Origin of the sequence: Kordiimonas sediminis (assembly GCF_014656395.1) — a bacterium.
GTDB lineage: Bacteria > Pseudomonadota > Alphaproteobacteria > Sphingomonadales > Kordiimonadaceae > Kordiimonas_A > Kordiimonas_A sediminis.
The window spans coordinates 354,475-372,184 of record NZ_BNCI01000002.1 but is presented as its reverse complement, the minus strand read 5'-3'; the positions used below and the strand labels follow the sequence as shown (position 1 = coordinate 372,184).

At 47.5% G+C, this 17,710-nt stretch carries 13 protein-coding genes; 2 read left to right on the top strand and 11 right to left on the bottom strand.

Going from position 1 to position 17,710, the window contains the following annotated elements:
- Positions 1 to 48 precede the first annotated feature (48 nt).
- The 4 genes from IE181_RS09245 to IE181_RS09230 form a co-directional block, all read right to left on the bottom strand.
- A complete protein-coding gene (locus IE181_RS09245) occupies positions 49 to 2,529 on the bottom strand; it encodes an ABC transporter permease (RefSeq protein ID WP_191252237.1) in 2,481 nt (826 codons plus the stop codon).
- The gene (locus IE181_RS09240) at positions 2,526 to 3,191 is read right to left on the bottom strand and encodes an ABC transporter ATP-binding protein (RefSeq protein ID WP_191252235.1); all 666 of its coding nucleotides are present in this window, start codon (positions 3,189 to 3,191) and stop codon (positions 2,526 to 2,528) included. The genes IE181_RS09245 and IE181_RS09240 overlap by 4 nt, the downstream gene beginning before the upstream one ends.
- Before the next feature lie 108 nt (positions 3,192 to 3,299).
- Entirely contained in the window at positions 3,300 to 3,827 is a 528-nt protein-coding gene (locus IE181_RS09235) for a transporter substrate-binding domain-containing protein (protein ID WP_191252233.1), read from the bottom strand.
- 24 nt (positions 3,828 to 3,851) lie between these two features.
- Positions 3,852 to 4,061: a hypothetical protein gene (locus tag IE181_RS09230; protein WP_191252231.1), complete on the bottom strand. Its 210-nt coding sequence runs from the start codon at positions 4,059 to 4,061 to the stop codon at positions 3,852 to 3,854.
- 361 nt (positions 4,062 to 4,422) lie between these two features.
- On the opposite strand from IE181_RS09230, the gene IE181_RS09225 reads away from it, so the two are divergent.
- Complete coding sequence (locus IE181_RS09225) at positions 4,423 to 5,811, top strand: MATE family efflux transporter (RefSeq protein WP_191252229.1); 1,389 nt, start codon at positions 4,423 to 4,425, stop codon at positions 5,809 to 5,811.
- A 365-nt stretch (positions 5,812 to 6,176) separates the two neighbouring features.
- Here the strand turns inward: IE181_RS09225 and IE181_RS09220 are convergent, their stop codons facing one another.
- The 4 genes from IE181_RS09220 to IE181_RS09205 form a co-directional block, all read right to left on the bottom strand.
- Positions 6,177 to 7,832: a sensor histidine kinase gene (locus IE181_RS09220; protein WP_191252227.1), complete on the bottom strand. Its 1,656-nt coding sequence runs from the start codon at positions 7,830 to 7,832 to the stop codon at positions 6,177 to 6,179.
- 46 nt (positions 7,833 to 7,878) lie between these two features.
- Entirely contained in the window at positions 7,879 to 9,117 is a 1,239-nt protein-coding gene (locus IE181_RS09215) for a methyl-accepting chemotaxis protein (protein WP_191252225.1), read from the bottom strand.
- A 2-nt stretch (positions 9,118 to 9,119) separates the two neighbouring features.
- Positions 9,120 to 9,650, bottom strand: a complete 531-nt coding sequence (locus tag IE181_RS09210; RefSeq protein WP_191252223.1) for a PAS domain-containing protein — start codon at positions 9,648 to 9,650, stop codon at positions 9,120 to 9,122.
- A 691-nt stretch (positions 9,651 to 10,341) separates the two neighbouring features.
- Positions 10,342 to 12,342, bottom strand: coding sequence for a tetratricopeptide repeat-containing sulfotransferase family protein (locus IE181_RS09205; RefSeq protein ID WP_229819298.1), 2,001 nt, complete (start codon positions 12,340 to 12,342; stop codon positions 10,342 to 10,344).
- A 311-nt stretch (positions 12,343 to 12,653) separates the two neighbouring features.
- Here IE181_RS09205 and IE181_RS09200 point away from each other — a divergent pair, with 311 nt between their 5' ends.
- On the top strand, positions 12,654 to 15,071 hold the full coding sequence (locus tag IE181_RS09200; protein ID WP_191252220.1) for a TonB-dependent receptor: 2,418 nt from the start codon (positions 12,654 to 12,656) through the stop codon (positions 15,069 to 15,071).
- A gap of 149 nt (positions 15,072 to 15,220) precedes the next feature.
- Here the strand turns inward: IE181_RS09200 and IE181_RS09195 are convergent, their stop codons facing one another.
- The 3 genes from IE181_RS09195 to IE181_RS09185 form a co-directional block, all read right to left on the bottom strand.
- On the bottom strand, positions 15,221 to 15,586 hold the full coding sequence (locus IE181_RS09195) for a TerB family tellurite resistance protein (RefSeq protein ID WP_191252219.1): 366 nt from the start codon (positions 15,584 to 15,586) through the stop codon (positions 15,221 to 15,223).
- A 121-nt stretch (positions 15,587 to 15,707) separates the two neighbouring features.
- Positions 15,708 to 17,153, bottom strand: a complete 1,446-nt coding sequence (locus tag IE181_RS09190) for a flavin-containing monooxygenase (protein ID WP_191252217.1) — start codon at positions 17,151 to 17,153, stop codon at positions 15,708 to 15,710.
- A gap of 109 nt (positions 17,154 to 17,262) precedes the next feature.
- Positions 17,263 to 17,628, bottom strand: coding sequence for a YbaN family protein (locus tag IE181_RS09185; RefSeq protein WP_191252215.1), 366 nt, complete (start codon positions 17,626 to 17,628; stop codon positions 17,263 to 17,265).
- Between the last annotated feature and the right edge of the window lie 82 nt (positions 17,629 to 17,710).

The following is a 17,710-nucleotide window of genomic DNA, read 5'->3' as shown; positions in this document are numbered from 1 at the left end:
TTCTTGTCTTGTGTCTTTTGTCATGCGGGATGTGAAATGAATGTGAAATCAGTTTTCACGCAATTGTTCACGCACAGAAATTTCCATAGAACGCCGGGAAATCCAAAGCCCCGTCACCAGCAAGCACACGCTGAAGGCTATAATCACGACGCTATAAAGTCTAAGGTCGGGGTCGTAAGTCATTGATAGCTGGTCCGAATAAATCAGGGTGCCCATAATCCATGTGCCGAAGACAGCACCCCCGGCAGAAACAAGAGCAGTAAGAAGCCATTCATAGGCCGTTACCTTCAGGCAGTCTTCCCTTGTCAGCCCCATACTAAGAAGCAACCCGTTGCGCTTCCGGTCCTTCGCTTCAAAGCCGGAAACAGACGCCAGAACCACGATCAGTGACAGAGTCATGATGATAATGCTGAAACCGGATGTAGCTTTGCTAACCAATGCAAACGTTGCATCCAGCCTGCCTGTAACTTCCCGCAAAGTTACGACATGCAGCGACGGATATTCCTGCAAAAGCGAACCAAGGCGGTTCCAACCGGTCTCTGAAACCTCAACACCCCCCATATGATGGGTCTTTGCCTTCAAATGCTGCCTGGATTGTTCAGGCACCTGAAACCAGAATGTGATCGAAGTACCGCCTGTTTTGAAGGCATGGCTGGCGACGATGGTAAAATCCTCAAAACTGCCATCAATATCAAAAGTGATCGTATCCCCAAGGGAAAGCCCCATATCAGACATCACTTCTTCCTCAACAGAAATTTGTCGCCAGTTCATATCCTGTGGTTGCCACCAGTCCCCGCGTACAAGCCTATTATTATCCGGCACATCCGCAGACCAACTTAACCGAATAGGACGTTTCAGCCGGGCGAGCGCCTCGCTGGGCTGGGTTGCAAAATCATTCAGACGAGCACCGTTAAGCCGCACCACAGAGGCGTTTAAGAAAGGATACAAAGACAGAATATTACTGCCTGTGTCATCAGCCCACTGCTGGATGCCAGGTACCGCAGCATCCGGGGCTTCACTGATAATCAGATTGCCATTTTGCGTTCTGACCTGGCTGTTCATAGTGCCTCTAAGATCCTGCATCAGCCCTACCCCAACCAGAAGCAGCATCAGCGACATACCAAGCCCGATTATTTGCGTTGATTTCACCAGCAGTCGCTCTTTCATCATGAACAGAACAAAAGACAGTAATCCTGGCCGGCGGCGTCCAACCAAATTTCCTGTGGTAAACAGGCTCCATGTCAAAAACAAGAGGAAGGCCAGTGCCGACATCAACGACACAATTACCATGGTTGTCAGGGTCCAATTGTCGGTATAAATCCATGCAAGAACGGCCAAGGCTAGTCCATTCCACAGCGCTGTAATCAGGATAGTTTTTGTGTCCTGCACCTCTCTGATCAGGGACAAAACTGTCGTTCTCGATATTTGAAGTAATATCGGAATTTGCATGATCAAAAACATGCAGAACAACAGGGCAATAGTCCCAAGGATCGCCGCAGGGTCCATCTGAGTATTTATCCCGACAAAGGTTGCCGATAATTCCTTGCTGATCAGCAATTGCAAAAATGCTGCCAGTATCGTGGCCGGCACAATCGCAATCAGAAACCCGAGTAACCATTCACAAAAGGCAAGCATATATCCCTGTCTTCCAGTCAGTCCCATGCTCATCATCACGGCCACCGCGTACCGGCTTGCAGCGAGCTTGGATTTCCCTGCCAGACTTATCGCGATTGAAGCCATAAAAAACAGGATGACGAATGTTAGCCCTAAAAAATTCTCCACACGCGTCCAGTAGCTGGCCAAGGGGTGCTGCCCCTTATGACGGTCCAATACGCTAAACTCTTGCCCCTCGCTCCCCTGCCATGCGTGAATTTCAGAACGCTGATTAATATCAGCCGCAAGCAAATATCGATATTGTTTGCTGTCGGAGGGGAAGGCATCAAACGGAAAGGATGTTTTGCTGACCATTGCCCGCATTTCAACGGTATGTCCTTCCATCAGCCGGTCTGGCTCATGATGCAAAATTGCAGATATTCGAAAGTCATGTCCTGCAAACCGAACAAGCGATCCGACTTGCACTTGCAGCCGGGACGCAACACGGCCACCTATCCATATCTCTGATGGACCAGGGCCCTGTCGCATGCCGTAAGGCTTCTGCCCAACTGCATCACTGACTTGAACCGCCCCCTGCACAGGGTAAGCACCGTCCACTACCTTCAGTGCAACTCGCTCCCATTTATCCCCAAATGTCAGGGACACAGGCAGTATGAGTGTCTCGGAAATTTTATCGCTATTCTCCGCCAGAAAGGCCACATCGTTGTCTGGCAAGGCACGCGTATGCTCCACAACAACATCCGCCCCCAGAAGCGACTTCAAATTATCTTCCAGGTACAACTGAATAGAAGAAATGGTCATGGTCAGCGTGAGCAGAATGACAGAAAGCAATCCCTGAGTCCAAAGTACAAGCATGGTGTTTTTATGCCGGATGTTTGCTGCGAAGTGCTCTAGAACAAGTACAGGCATATTCATGACAGCACCTCCAGGCCGCGGTTCACCAACTCAAAACAGTGGGTTGCTTTTTCTGCCAGTACCCTCGAGTGTGTGACAATGATCAAGCCGCACCCTGTTTCCTGGGCACAGTCCAGCATCAGATCCGAAATCATGGCCCCTGTGCGTACATCCAGATTACCCGTCGGTTCGTCTGCAAATATATAGTCAGGCTCGGAAATAAAGGCACGGGCAATAGCAATGCGCTGTTGCTCCCCACCGCTTAACTGGCTGGGCTTATGATGCGCACGGTCTTGCAAGCCAATGTTTGCTAACCAGTCCGCCGCCTTCTCATCGGCCTGACTTACCCCCTTCAACCGCAGGGGCAAAGCAAGATTGCTCAGCGCATCCATTTCAGGCAACAAATGGAACTGCTGAAAAATAAAACCAATGTGCTTCCGGTACTCTTCCGGTGTGACACTTACCCCTTCTTTAGTGAAGATCACATCCCCTGATGTCGGGCTCTCCAATCCCGCTGCAAGCGATAACAAGCTCGATTTACCAGCCCCGGATGACCCGACAATTGATGTCACACAATCTCTGTGTAGTTTCAGCGAAACATCATCAAATAAATGAATTTTCTCCGCGCCACATTCGAAGGAATGGGACACAGCTTGAAGCTCGATACAAGTCTGTTCGGTCATACGTCTCTCCTTTAGAAGAGACCCTATAGACACCCATGTGAAACATATGTGAAATGGGGGGATAGAAAAAGCCGACACTATTGATGGCGGCAGCTAGAGAGTATGGGCCTACTCCTTTGGTAGACCAAGGTTTTGAATAGCACTATTTAACTGCTGCATCGTGGGTTCTGGCACGCCTTTGGAGCAAATAATGTGAAGAGGAACAGGTTCGCGCAGGTCAGTTGGATAGAAAACATCAAACTGGGTGTCATAAAGCCCGGTTTCATTCGCATAAGCAACCTGATTACCATCTACCATAACATAATCCACACGACCGCTTGCCAAAAGCTTCAACAAATCACTGTCTGATCCACTTATCTGAATGTGATATTCCTTATTAGCCCGCAATATCTCGGCAATACCGTCGCCGTAATTGGCGCCAGCAATAAAACCACCCACATGATCCCGGTCTTTGATCAAATCAATCAACGCGTGATAAGGTTTAAACGTAGCATCCGATCCTTCACGAATTGCCACGCCTGACTGTGAAGACTGGGCAATTGGTAACGTATACTGTCCGGACTTTGCTCTTTCCTCCCGGTAGCTGTAGCCCGTTATACAGAATTGCAGACCCTCTAAGCCCAGACTTCTGATCATTCTATGATAATTGGATGCAATCCACTAAATGCGCACCCCTGCCGCAGAGGCAACCATATTGGCAATAACAACATTTTTGCCTGTTGCCTGCCCATCCTGGCTGTATGAATAGGGTGGGTATTCTTCGTACCAAAAGGCGATAGATGGAACTGCAGCATTAGATACTGCTTCTTCATTCGCCTGCCCATCAGTTTCACCGGCATATGACAAAACTGCGCGCGACAAGAGTGTCATCACAACCATCCCCGTCACTGCAGTAAATTGTCTGTACCTCAATCCAGAATATCCTCTATTAGAGTCTATTTAATAATTATGCCAAAACACGCTTGGGTCAAGTGGATACCTTATCTGGTCAGCAGCCCTTCATGTTACAGGATGACAGCCGACGACAATAGTTATCTTGACTTTTACCCTGAGTAATCATAAATCGCATATAGGTTCAGAACGCCTGCCGCTCGTGGTCTCAGTGACTTTGGTGAAGTTCTGCGAAGGGTAATTTATATCTCCCTGGTTTGATCCCGTTTCTTCGCGCATTTCTGCCGGCGGCAATACGAGCACCTCCCTGAATATGAAATGCCTATGAAAGGAGCACGGGATGTCCCAAGACACCTCAGCTAACAGCTTTACCCATGGTCGGCTGGGCACCATTTATGCCAAGACTGCCCTGCCGATAATTTTTGTAATGGCCATGAATGGATTTCTGGCCCTTGTTGATGCCATATTCCTCGGCGTTTATGTTGGCCCGGAAGCACTGGGCGCAGTAACATTAATGTTTCCTCTTTATATGGTACTTGTTGCTATTGCGACACTGGTATCCGGTGGCATGTCCAGCATACTCGCCCGTATGCTTGGGGCCAGGGATACAGATAAAGCCCTATCCGCAATCGCCGGGGCACACGGTCTGGCGCTTACACTTGGCGGCATTATCATTATCCTATTTGTTTTGTTCGGACATAGTATCACCCTTCTCGCGTCTGGCGGTACTGCTGAACTTGCGACAATGGGACATACCTATCTTGGTATTCTGGTCTATTTCGCCCCCTTCTTCTTTGTCCTGTCTGTCAACTCAGATGCGCTCAGGAATGAAGGTCGGGTTGGGTTGATGGCTATCACCAGTTTATCGGTGTCTCTGGTCAATATTGGCCTGAATTATTTACTGATTGTCTGGCTGGATATGGGTGTTGCAGGGTCTGCGTACGGTACCGTTATTTCCCAGTCTCTGGCGCTAGCGGCCTTGGTCATCTTCCGTATTTGGGGCAATACGCCTCTGAAAATTCAGGCATTTGCAAAACACAGCTTTCTACACGGCTGGCGCCCGATCATGGCACTTGGCACGCCGCAAAGCTTGAATTTCATAGGACTATCCCTTACATCAGGGGCCATTATTTTTGCACTCCAGTGGGTCGAAACGCCTAACTACGCCTCCACGGTGGCCGCTTACGGTGTCATTACGCGGGTCATGACCTTTGCCTTCCTGCCACTTCTTGGCCTATCACATGCTTTGCAGTCTATTACCGGCAATAACTACGGCGCAGAGCTGTGGCAACGCTCAGATCAAAGCTTAAAACTCGGCCTGATCATTGCGTTTATATACTGCCTGATTACACAAGGAATCTTAATTGGGTTATCTGGTCAACTAGGTAGTCTGTTCGTGGCGGATGCAAATGTCATTGCAGAAGTGAACCGTATTTTGCCGATTGTTGTTGCCCTGTTTTTCATTGGCGGGCCACAATTGATGATTGTCAGCTATTATCAGGCAATTGGCGAAGCAGCGCGGGCTGCCATTTTAGGTCTGACCAAACCCTATATATTCTCCGTTCCACTGATATTTCTGCTGGCCGAGGGATTGGGGGAATATGGCATATGGGTTGCTGCACCCACGGCAGAGGTCTTGTTAATTCTTTTAACGCTGTGGGTTCTCTCACGGGCAGCACGGCAACAAAAACGACACTGGGGCGTGTTCACCGCCCAAACACAAGGTTAGTGATCAACCCCTTCTCCCCTGGTGTCTGACCATCAGGGGAGATTGAGTAATGCACGCATCAGTACTGGAGATTTATAATCGGGTGAGTACACTGTCAGGCCATTCGCATTGAAATTATCATGCGCTATTCCAATTTCGGCGAAAGAATAGGAAATGAAAGCATCCTCGCTGTCGGCCCGGACCCCACTTGTTAGACAAGCTGCCACGCCAGCAGCAGCCCATATTTTATTGAATTGTATCATGTGTTTTCTCCCGGTTAGTTTCGGGAAAACACTGGTACGGTTAGTTAGAGAAACCCACCGGAAGTGAGCAGACTGCTCAAAGACAGATGTGAACGGCTCTAATAATGGGTCAGGACCGCAAAACTATAGCGGCTTCAGTGGCCAGGAAACACCGGCAAAACCGCCATTCTCCGTATTTCCAATCGTGAGATTGCCCCCAAGGAACGTGGCAATTTTCTTGGTAATATAAAGCCCCAGCCCCGTCCCGGAATTTGGATGCCGGGCATGATACGGATTTTCTCCCATAAGAAACGGCTCCCCTACCTTATCTACAACATCCTGTGGGAAGCCGGGACCTGAGTCCTCAACTGATATCTGAAGCCCGCTACTGTCTGCACTAGGCGACCAGACGACCCGAACCCACCCCTCTGCAGGAGTATGCTTTATCGCATTGGAAACAAGATTATTAAATAGATGCAGCACCAGGTTTTTATCCAGGTTCATAATTTCTGGCAGCGCTTCATCTATGTCGACTTTCACGACAAGCTGCTTTGCATCAATTGCTGGCTGGAATGAATGCAAGAGTTCTTCAGTAACGTCCCGCAAATGCAAATATTCAGACTTTGGCTCATAACTTTTTGAATCCAATTGTGAAATATGAAGAATATCATCAATCATGGAATTCAACAGCTGACTACTTGTATGAATATCTTTTGCATATTCCAGATATTTCTGCGACCCGATTGGGCCAAACGCTTCTTCCTCTATCATTTGGGAAAATCCGGAAATGGCGTTAATCGGCGTGCGAAGTTCGTGGTTCATTGATGCAATAAAAATCGACTTTGAAGCATTTGCAGATTCTGCTTCTTCGACCGCGCCTTGCAGCTTGAACTGTTGTTCAATCTCATTTGTAACATCGGTTCGGATCGCAATGTACCGGTCAATTTTACCTTGCCTGTTTTTATGCGCCATCATTGTTGATTTGACCCAGTAATAATCACCGTTTTTCTTTTTATTGCGGATGATACCGCGCCAGGTTTGGCCACTACGGATCGTGCGCCACATATCGTCCCAAAACGCCTTGCTGTGATGACCGGAATTGACAATTGCATGGGTTTTCCCGACAAGTTCCTGCGAGGAATAGCCCGTAAGTTCGCAGAAAAAGTCATTCACATATGTGATGATACCGCGGCTGTTTGTAATGCTGACAATACTATGCTCGTCCAGTGCATTTTTCTGATACTGCAACTCAGTGATTAAATGATTATATTGTCGTTGACTGCGCTGGGCCGTGATGATTGTGCTTAGAGTACTGATAATTGGCGTCAATTCTGCCACCAGATCTTTGGTATAATCCTCTGGACGGTTGGCCAGTCCAAACATACCAATTATTGCATCATTGGCGAATAAGGGCACGCCAAGGAACCGGGTGATCGGTCGGTGCCCATGAGGCATATCAACCAAATCCATCTGGTCAGCTATATCATTCGATATAACCGTTTTCCCAGTCAGCACACATTCACCAAAGATATTATCCAGATTACGGACCGCCTGACCCGACCGTATCAAATCATGATAGGTCTCATCACGGCTTATATGAGTGCCTAAACCGTAAGATGCCCGCGTTTGCAAGACACGCTGACCCGTTTCCTGATCCTGTGAAACTTCACCAATGTAGCCGTACTGACTGTCTGTCATTTCTACAACAACAGTTAGCAGGCGTTCAAAAAGTTCTGTCCGGTCACAACCAGACAGAAACGCCTGCTGAATCGATGTAATTTCATCTAACATGCCTGACATCATTTACCCTCGACCAGACCCTCAACAATACATTTGATATCTGGACCTAAAGACTGCGAACGGATGCAACAAACTTGGCAGAACGCTCTTGCAGGTCAGTTACCTGTTCCGTAACATGACCGGCAGCGGATTTTACTTCTTCCGCTCTGTTCATGGTACGAACAGATGTCTCGTTTACCGAAGCAATGCTGTGGGAAACTTCGATCGTACCTTGCGATGCTTCCTGAATGTTGCGGCTAATCTCTAGTGTGGCTGCGGTCTGCTCTTCTGTAGCAGAGGCGATTGCACCGGCAATTTCATTCAGTCCAAGTATCAGGTCTTTTATATTGGCAACTGCCTTCACCGAAGTGTTTGTCTGATTTTGTATATCCTGAATTTGTGCGCCAATATCACTTGTTGCAGTCGCCGTCTGGTTGGCAAGCGACTTCACCTCAGACGCCACAACCGCGAACCCCCGGCCAGCATCTCCTGCTCTTGCAGCTTCAATAGTTGCATTAAGCGCAAGTAGATTAGTTTGCTCTGCAATATCATTGATAAGATTGATCACCTGCCCGATCGCCTGCGAGGCTGCATTCAAACCCATAATAGTTTCGGATGTGTTTGATGCCACGTCTGCCGCCTGATTTGTCTTGGTTGAGGACGTGGAAACCTGCTGCGCAATTTCTTCAACAGAGGCAGACAATTGTTCTGTGGCTGCCGCAACGGTTTGAACATTAACAGTTGCCTGTTCTGCGGCAGCTGCAACGGACGTCGCGCGTTCCTGGTTTTGTAGTGTATGATGAATAAGCCGTTCAGCCGCTTCGTTGGTTTGACTGGACGCCGCATTCAGAGACGTTACAATTGTGCCGACTTCTTTCTCGAAAGTATCAGCAAGATTCGATAACATCGTCTTTCGCTCTGCGTCATTCGCCTTCATTTTTGCAGAAGCCGTATTGATGATTTTCGCCCCGCGACCAAAATCACCCAAAATCCCCTGCGTCAGGAATATTCGGTAGTATTTTTTGTCAAGCGCTGCTTCAAGCGAATTTCCTGCCTCGCGAATATAGGCATCTGTCAGATCAAATGCCTGATTAATCGCGGACAAAGTGGGTGACAGTTCACCGTATTCATCCCAGTAGACAACTCTTGCGCTCAGATCACCTTTCGCTACGCGCAAAGCTACATCCGTTATCTCTTTAAATGCATTTTCATACAAGGCTACTTTATTTTCCATTGCCTCAATATCAGTCGCGCTAAAGCCCTTTGTTGGGTCTTCTTGCTGCTTTGTTGGAAAGAATGAAAACATGTCTATTCTCCTGTTGACCAGATAAATTCGGCATAATCTGTGCCGTTTTTTTCAACCATTTCATGTAGAAGCGCATAGCTTGCAGCCAGTGCCTCTTTCGGGTTGCTGTGCTTTCGTTCTTCTGCAAGCAATTGGTCATATGCCGGAGCAATATCATTGACGCCCGACTTGGATGGTAAACGTCGGTTTGAATGATAACCGTCTATTTCACCCAACTGCGAGTAGCTGGGTGTCACATGGGCAATAACCCAGTAGTATTTACCGGTTTTAGACATGTTTTTGACATAGGCAAAGATCTCTTCACCTTTGCTGATGGTATCCCATAAAAGCTTAAAGACAGCACGCGGCATGTCAGGATGCCTGATGATGTTATGTGGCTGCCCGATCACTTCGCGTGTTGTCATTTCTGCCACTCGGCAGAAAACTTCATTCGCATAAATTATGCGGCCTTTAAGGTCGGTCTTGGAAACAATGATCTCATCCTGACCAAACAGGATTTCTTCATTTGTGGGAACTGCTCTGTTAATCGCCATGAACTACCCCTCTTACGTGCTTACCCGATCGTTTTCAGACAACAGGTATATAATACCAATATGGTTTGATTTGCAGTATTTCAAGGAACAAGCTGGGGTGAGACGAATGTTCACAGACAGCCGGACCCTGTTACACACAACAAGGAGAGTATGATGGCTCAGAAAAAATTTACATTTTGCCAGTGATGCCAATTAGATAGACGAGCAATCCTATCTCTGACACGTTGGCTTTTATCACATCCTCCTTAAACCTCAGAACTATGACCAGATTCATCCAATTAGGTTAACAAAATACTACTTTATCGGTCAGATTGAACAGGGATGTTTCTCAAAACAGAAGATACACTGATCCAATATACTCATTGAGGAGAAACCCATTTCCAGCATTTCTATCTAGAGGTGCTTATGTAAAACTAATATGGGTATTTAAAAAACCATCTCGAGAAGGGTACATCTATGAATTGTAGCCATTTATGCAACTACATTCAGTTACGGGACTTGCAAAAAATCAGAAAATTTCAGGCAGAAAAAAGAAAAAAATTTCAAATTTCACTGAAATAACTGCATTCATTAAAAAGACTCGGCTTAAAATATTCAAATACGTTTCTTACAGACGTGTCCACAGACCTAGTACCCGATAGCCAAAAACACTATCAGCACCTTTTCTAAAATATTATTCGAAAATGCCAGTTTATATGGGATATCTATCCAGTAATGGCCCAAGTGCCTCTTTCAGTGGGTCTAGATTAGCCTCATAATGGCGCCATAGTTCCAATGCGTCTTTATAGACTGGTTGGCGAACCTGCTCCGAGCTAGGCGTTCTAATGGCACGTTTAGTCTCGTAAAACTTAAGACACCCCTCTTCAAAAGGTAATCCGCAATAGTCCAACAGTCGCCGTATCTGATTTTCGGTATCGTCAACCATGTCTTCATATTGAACGCGGTGCACGCGCCCAGGTAAAACACTGTCCCAGTGGTCCATTACCTTCACATAGTCACGATAATAATGACCAATATCTTCCAGTGAATACGTAAACGTCTGCCCCCGGGCAAACAACTGTTTATACCCTGCAAAACAGCCGGCCATTGGGTGCCTTCTGGCGTCGATGATTTTTGCATTGGGCAAAATCATATGGATCAACCCAACATGCAAAAAATTATTCGGCATTTTATCAATGAAAAAAGGGCTGCCGTGTCGCTGTATCATCGTCGTGCGGATATAATCCTGCCCAAGTGCCAGCGCCTGCTCTTCGGTAACGTCTTCCAAAATTTCCGGATACTTGGATGGGCCAGTCAATCGCTCTTTACCGCCCAGTTTACGGGACATTGCAATAATGTCTGTTAATTCCGCAGTACCCTCCACCAATGAATGGGATGATAAGATTTGCTCAATCAATGTTGAACCTGCCCGCGGCAACCCCACGACAAAAATTGGATCGGGTGCTGTATGCCCCCACCCTTTGCGCGTTTCAAAAAATTCCTGCGTCAGCGTGTGAATTTGACGGGCACTGTCATACACATTGCGTCTGGGGTCATATCGGTGCTTCTTTTTGCGAATGGCATTGCCTTTCGCATAGTGCTGGAACGACTGATCATAGTCCTGCCGGTCTTCATACGCCTTACCCAGTGCAAATTCCAAATGGGTACGTTCATCCGGGCTGACCTTATCCTCCTCAAGGCGCGACAGCATCATATTGATATCCGCATCTGTAAATCTGAAAGTTTTCAGATTAGCCAAACTCCAATAAGCCTCCCCGATTGAGGGGCCTACGGTAATGCAGGCACGGTAAGCTGCTACGGCTTCGTCGATACGCCCGACTGATTTCAGCGTATGACCAAAATTCATCTGGGCAGTTACCTGCTTGGGGTATTTCTTTACCAGCGCCTCATAAATCTCCAGTGCAGCCTGATGATCCCCTTTCTGCACAAGTGCAGATCCTTTTAAAATCAAGTAGCTGGGATTGCCTGGCTCGGATTTAAGCAGGGTATCCAGTTCTGTCACAGCCTCCCGGAACTTATGACGTCTGAATAGTGCAATTGCATAACTGTGTCGCGCTAGCGAGAAAGTGGGCGCCAATTCGAGGCAACGTTCAAGCAGGTTTTGCGCGTCTTCAAAACGTCCAACCTTCAAGCCAATATCTGCAAGCACCCGGATGGCCGTTACATTCATTGGGTCTTTCTTCAGAATTGATCGCGCTAGTTCCTCTGCCTTATGCAGGGCCCCATCGGAGAATAAACGCACGGCCTCCGCCGTTTCCGGGTTGGTGGCAGACGCTTTTAAATGAGCCGCATAGGCTGCGTCGCGCTCCTCCTCCATGCCGCAGGCATCATATTGCTCTGCAAGTGATCGCCAGCCTTCAATAAAGGAAGGGTCTAATTCAACCGCCTGTCGCAGGTATCGAGTGGCACGATCACTATTTCCGTTAGCACCGAATACAAGACCAAGTTCACGGTGAATGGAAGCTACTGCAGGATATTTTTCTTCAAGGCCTAAAAGTATTTCCAACGCCGTAGCGGTTTGACCCAGCATTCTGCATGCTGACGCCTTTATATGCAGTGCACCAGCGGTTTCAGGAACCACCTTCAGAATTTCATTCGCTTGCTCCAGCGCCATTTCGGGGGAACGTCCTAACAAACGTGCCGCATGATTCAGAGCCGTTTGAAGGTTACCACTATGTTCTCCATGAGCCACGTAAACCTGCCCTCCCCGACACGCTTTAAAGTCAAATTGTCCAAACGACCAATATTTAAGGAACTATCGCCGTAATACCGTGCCAACATCAATACAAAACTCAGTTTATCAACCAATGGTGTAGCCTGATCGTTGATGTGACTTTTACGCGACACTAAAGTTTCAAAAATTTATGCCCGCTTGCAACTTTATAATAATCATATAGAATTTCCTGGTCTGTCTATAGTTTTTTCTGAGTTTCTGTTCGGGAGTGCACAAAAAAAATACAACTTGAAAATGGGGGAGCATCTCAAGGGAGGGTGTCAATCACTATGAGGACTCTAACACTACAGACCAAGTCAGCCTTGCTGGCATCAACGTTGATATTGCCTACACAGGCCTTGTCAGCACAACAGGATACCGCCAGCTTCAGTCTTGAAGAAATTGTTGTCACGGCGGAAAAACGAACTGAAAATCTACAGGATGTGGCTGTTTCCGTTCAGGTACTTGGCAACACCCAGTTGGAAAACCTGAATGTAAACGGGTTTGATGACTATGTGAAATTCCTGCCAACTGTCAGCTATACGCAGGCTCGGCCGGGACAGGCTCAAGTTTATATGCGAGGTATCGTCAGCGGCAGCAACGGAAACCATTCTGCTTCCATGCCTTCTGTCGGCGTATATCTGGACGAACAGCCAATAACGACGATCAATGAAATCCTTGATCTGCATATGTATGATATTGCCCGCGTGGAAACACTGTCGGGACCACAGGGGACGCTGTTTGGCGCAAGTTCACAGTCCGGTACCCTGCGTATCATTACCAACAAGCCTGTCATTGGTGAATTCTCCGCCGGATATGATGTGGCCCTCGACACCGTCAAGTCCGGTGAAATGGGGTACACTCTTGAAGGTTTTGTCAATGCGCCTATTTCAGACAATGCTGCCATTCGTCTTGTTGGCTGGCATGAAGAAGATGGCGGCTATATTGATAATGTTGCATCGGAACTGACATTCCCTTCAAGCGGCATTACCATCAACAATGATGACTTTGCTGAAAAAGACTTCAACGATGTCACCACAACTGGTGGCCGCGCCCTTCTAAAGGTTGATTTGAACGAAAACTGGACAATATCACCGGGCCTGATCTATCAGGAACAGAAGTCCACAGGGTATTTTTCTCATGACCCTGAAGACGTTGGTGACCTGAAAGTTACCAGCTACACAGACAATGAATATGACGAAGACTGGTATCAGGCATCCCTGACAATCGACGGCAAAATCGGTAATCTTGATGTTGTCTATGCAGGTGCTTACCTGAACCGGGACCGCGTCAGTTATTATGATTACACGGGTTACAGTGAATATTGGGAGAGCTACCTGCAGTATTATTATGAAGATGCTGGCTACTGTCTTTATTATAATGCCGATGGTGGCTGTGCCAATCCGCGCCAGTTTGTAACCGGCGACGAGAAGTTCAAACGCAATAGCCACGAGCTTCGTATACAGTCACCTCAGGATAATCGTCTGCGCTGGATTGTCGGTGCCTTCTACCAGAAGCAGGAACATAACTTCGATCTGCGCTGGACAGTTCCAGACGCTGACCCGGCGGGTACGGTCGTTCTGGAAGATCCGAATACTGTTGTGTGGCAAACACGTCAGGTGCGGGAAGACCGGGAAAAAGCCTTGTTTGGTCAAATATCTTTCGACCTGACAGATAAACTTACCCTGACCGGTGGCTTGCGACTTTTCAAGTTTAACAACACTCTGTACGGCTTTAACGGATTCCTAAGGCACTGTACCGGCTTTTATGTTGACGGAAAGTTCGTGGAAGATCCGGCAGGTGAGCCACAGTACCCCTGTTTTGATACCCGCATTCTTGACGGACAAAGCAAAGGTAGTGGCGAGACATATAAAGCCAACCTGGAATATACCATCAATGAAGATGCCATGGTCTATTTCACCTATTCGGACGGATACCGGCCGGGCGGTGTAAACAGAGCACGTGTCGAAGGTATCCCGGGATATGAGCCAGACTGGGTCGAAAACTTTGAGTTTGGATGGAAAACTCAGTGGATGAATAACAGACTGCGTTTCAACGGGTCTATTTACCATCTGAACTGGACCGATGTGCAGTTCTCATTCCTCGACTTTTCTATTTCGAACCTGACGATTATTCAAAACGTCGGCGCATCCGAGACAGACGGCGCGGAATTTGATCTGGACTTTGCAGCAAGCGAGAATTTAACGCTGTCGCTATCTGCATCCTATAATGATGCCAAGCTGAAGAAGGACTATTTCCAGGATGCCAGTGATCCAGATAGTCTGATTGCAGCCGCTGGTACCCGAATGCCCTTTGTCCCCAAATTGCAGTTCACTGCAACTGCACGCTACACAGAGGAAATCAGGGGTTTACCAGCCTTTGCACAATTGTCCCTGACACACACAGGGGGCAGCTGGAATGACCTTGATACGAACGAGTATCCCCAGTTTGCCTATAACAATGGTAGTTTCAGCCCTGTCACCGTTAATGGTAGAAGCTGGAATGACAGCTACACGCTGGTTAATTTCTCAGCTGGTATAGACGGGGAGAAATGGTCGCTCGGCTTGTTTGTTGACAATGTTTTTGACAAACGCGCAGAAATTCAGCGTGGAGACTTTGTCTACACCGTCTTCCGCAGTGCGACAGATACGGTGCACCAAACGAACCGACCACGTTCTATTGGTATACGGTTTGGACAAAAGTTCTAAACCTGCCACCCAAACATCAAAAAGGCTGTCCATTTTGGGCAGCCTTTTCTCTTACTTCCAGCACTGATTATAGTAGCTGTGATCAATGCATAAAAAATGCCGGAATACCTGAGCATTCCGACACTTAAACTTAGCAATCTGCCTCAAAATTAGAGAGAGATAATATCCGCTGGTGTCAAACCAAGAGCAGCAGCCACTTCATTGAACATCTGGCCTTCACCCTCTGCTGTACGGTCATCAGCTTTAACAACCTTGATCAAAGACCGCATAATCAGTCTTTTATCATCGTCAGAGAGTTTCTTAACCACTGATTTCAGAAACTTACCAATCGCACGATCTTCGATGAATTCGTACCGTGCTGCTACACGCACCTCAGCCGAGGTTACTTCCACACCCAGTTCTTCTTTCATGATTTCCTGAACTTTTTCGACCTCTACCTGACGGATATTTGTGTCAGCATGGGTCATAACTGCAAGTGTTTTCAGGGTTGCGTCTTCGACGACAGAAAGAGACATAGAACGTGCCCTCCAATAAATGTAAAAATGAAAGTTGGCCGGAAGTAAAAACCAAATCGGCCAACAAATCAAACGAATAGTGTATTTATTCAGTTCCGGGTGCCTAAATTATCAGGCAGGTTTACCCAAAGTGCAGAATCCCATCATCAAAGCTGGCCCGCCGAATACTTTTACGGTCCGCAAGATAATTATCCTTATTACGCCAGGGATGCTCAGTGCCTTGTTTTGGCAGTTCTGCAGCCTTGCGCAGGATATAATTTGAAGCCAGTCCCACAATAGGTTCAGACGTGATCTGGCCGTCTTCAAGCTTGGGGTACACTTCTTCAAGATGGTTTGCCTTCATATGATTGAGCAACCGGCAAAGATATTCCGCTGTCAAATCTACCTTCAACGTCCAGGAAGCATTGGTATAGCCAACCACATTGATCATATTCGGGATATTGCCAAACATCATGCCCCTGTATGATACAAGCGCTCCCGGGTTCTGCTTCTCACCGTCCACAAACATGTCAATGCCGCCCAGAAATTGCAGATCAAGACCGGTCGCGGTGACAATTATATCTGCTTCCAAAACCTCGCCAGACGTTAGCTTGATGCCGTTCTCCACAAAACTTTCAATGGTATCCGTGACGACGGACGCTTCTCCGTCTCTGACGGCATGGAACAAGTCATTGTCAGGGACAAGGCACAGGCGCTGATCCCACGGATTATAGGTAGGAGAGAAATGCTTGGCGACATCAACGTCCGGCCCCACTTCCTCTTTGACCTTGCCTTCGAGATACGCCCGCATTTGCTCAGGCTTGGTTTTCGCTGTGCGGAAGATATAGGCCCCCATCAGCATATTCTTCAAACGCGTCATCCGGTACGCGAGCTTGATCGGCAGCCATTTCCGCAAGAATTTGGCAATCGGGTCGGCAGCAGGCCTGCTGATCATATAGGTTGGGGACCGTTGGAGCATGGTGATATGAGCAGTGTCTTTGCACATGTTCGGGATCAGTGTTACAGCGGTTGCACCGCTCCCAATTACGACAACACGCTTGTTGGTATAGTCCAAATCCTCGGGCCAGTGCTGCGGGTGAACGATGGTTCCCTTAAAGTCGTCATACCCTTCAAACTGCGGCAGGTAACCCTGATCATATTTGTAATATCCGGTGCCGGTCACAAGGAAGTTGCAGCTGATCTGATAGTTTTTGCCGCCGGAGGTATCTTCAACATCAGCGACCCATAGCTTTTTCGCAGAATCCCACGCTACCTTGGTAACCTTCTGATTATACTTAATCTTATCGGACAGGTCATACTCATCGACAGTTTCATGGAGATATTTCAGGATGGAATCCGCCGTCGCAATATCATTATCCTCGATCCAGGGCTTAAACCGGTAGCCAAAGGTAAACATATCGCTGTCTGAGCGAATACCCGGATATTTAAACAAATCCCAGGTGCCACCCAGCCTTTCCCGTCCTTCCAGAATAGTAAAAGACTGGTCAGGGCTTTCCATTTTCAAATGGCAGGCAACCCCAACGCCTGAAATTCCTGCACCAATAATCAGAACGTTAACATGATCCATAATGTAATAATCCCCACTTCCTCTCTCCAGTAAGCACCCTAATATAGGTTGGAGCAGAAATACAATAACGTGTCAGGTAATAGTGACACGAAGACAGAAATAGTCGGTACTATACATCCGAAGGTGGTAAGGGACGGGACACTATGAAAATCCCGGTACAGGTAAGGACCCCTAACTGAATATAGATCACATAATAAGGCGCCTGCAGTAGCACGCTTATCAGGATAACAGCTACAAGCGAGCCCACTGCCAAATATTTTCCTTTCCGCGAAATGGCGCCGTACCGTTCCCAGTCCTTGATTGGCGGACCAAAAATATCATGTTCGACCAACCAGTGCCGCAGACGGTCAGAGCCACGAGCAAAACAAAAGGCGGCCAGTAGCAGAAAAGGAGTCGTAGGCAACAGAGGCAAGGCAATACCCAGTATCCCCAGGAACAAAGAGGTAAACCCCGATAATATCCAGATATAGCGCACGACAGTATCCTTTGGCATTTCGTGCAAACTAACACACAGAGTATACGCTGACCACGGAATAGCACCTTACTTAATTAAATGT

Excerpts from the sequence above, each read along its gene's own strand:
- IE181_RS09235 (WP_191252233.1), bottom strand. The coding sequence starts at position 3,827 with ATGATCAGAAGTCTGGGCTTAGAGGGTCTGCAATTCTGTATAACGGGC.
- IE181_RS09225 (WP_191252229.1), top strand. The coding sequence starts at position 4,423 with ATGTCCCAAGACACCTCAGCTAACAGCTTTACCCATGGTCGGCTGGGC.
- IE181_RS09215 (WP_191252225.1), bottom strand. The coding sequence starts at position 9,117 with ATGTTTTCATTCTTTCCAACAAAGCAGCAAGAAGACCCAACAAAGGGC.
- IE181_RS09245 (WP_191252237.1), bottom strand. The coding sequence starts at position 2,529 with ATGAATATGCCTGTACTTGTTCTAGAGCACTTCGCAGCAAACATCCGG.
- IE181_RS09220 (WP_191252227.1), bottom strand. The coding sequence starts at position 7,832 with ATGTCAGGCATGTTAGATGAAATTACATCGATTCAGCAGGCGTTTCTG.
- IE181_RS09230 (WP_191252231.1), bottom strand. The coding sequence starts at position 4,061 with ATGACACTCTTGTCGCGCGCAGTTTTGTCATATGCCGGTGAAACTGAT.
- IE181_RS09210 (WP_191252223.1), bottom strand. The coding sequence starts at position 9,650 with ATGGCGATTAACAGAGCAGTTCCCACAAATGAAGAAATCCTGTTTGGT.
- IE181_RS09240 (WP_191252235.1), bottom strand. The coding sequence starts at position 3,191 with ATGACCGAACAGACTTGTATCGAGCTTCAAGCTGTGTCCCATTCCTTC.
- IE181_RS09190 (WP_191252217.1), bottom strand. The coding sequence starts at position 17,153 with ATGGATCATGTTAACGTTCTGATTATTGGTGCAGGAATTTCAGGCGTT.
- IE181_RS09195 (WP_191252219.1), bottom strand. The coding sequence starts at position 15,586 with ATGTCTCTTTCTGTCGTCGAAGACGCAACCCTGAAAACACTTGCAGTT.
- IE181_RS09200 (WP_191252220.1), top strand. The coding sequence starts at position 12,654 with ATGAGGACTCTAACACTACAGACCAAGTCAGCCTTGCTGGCATCAACG.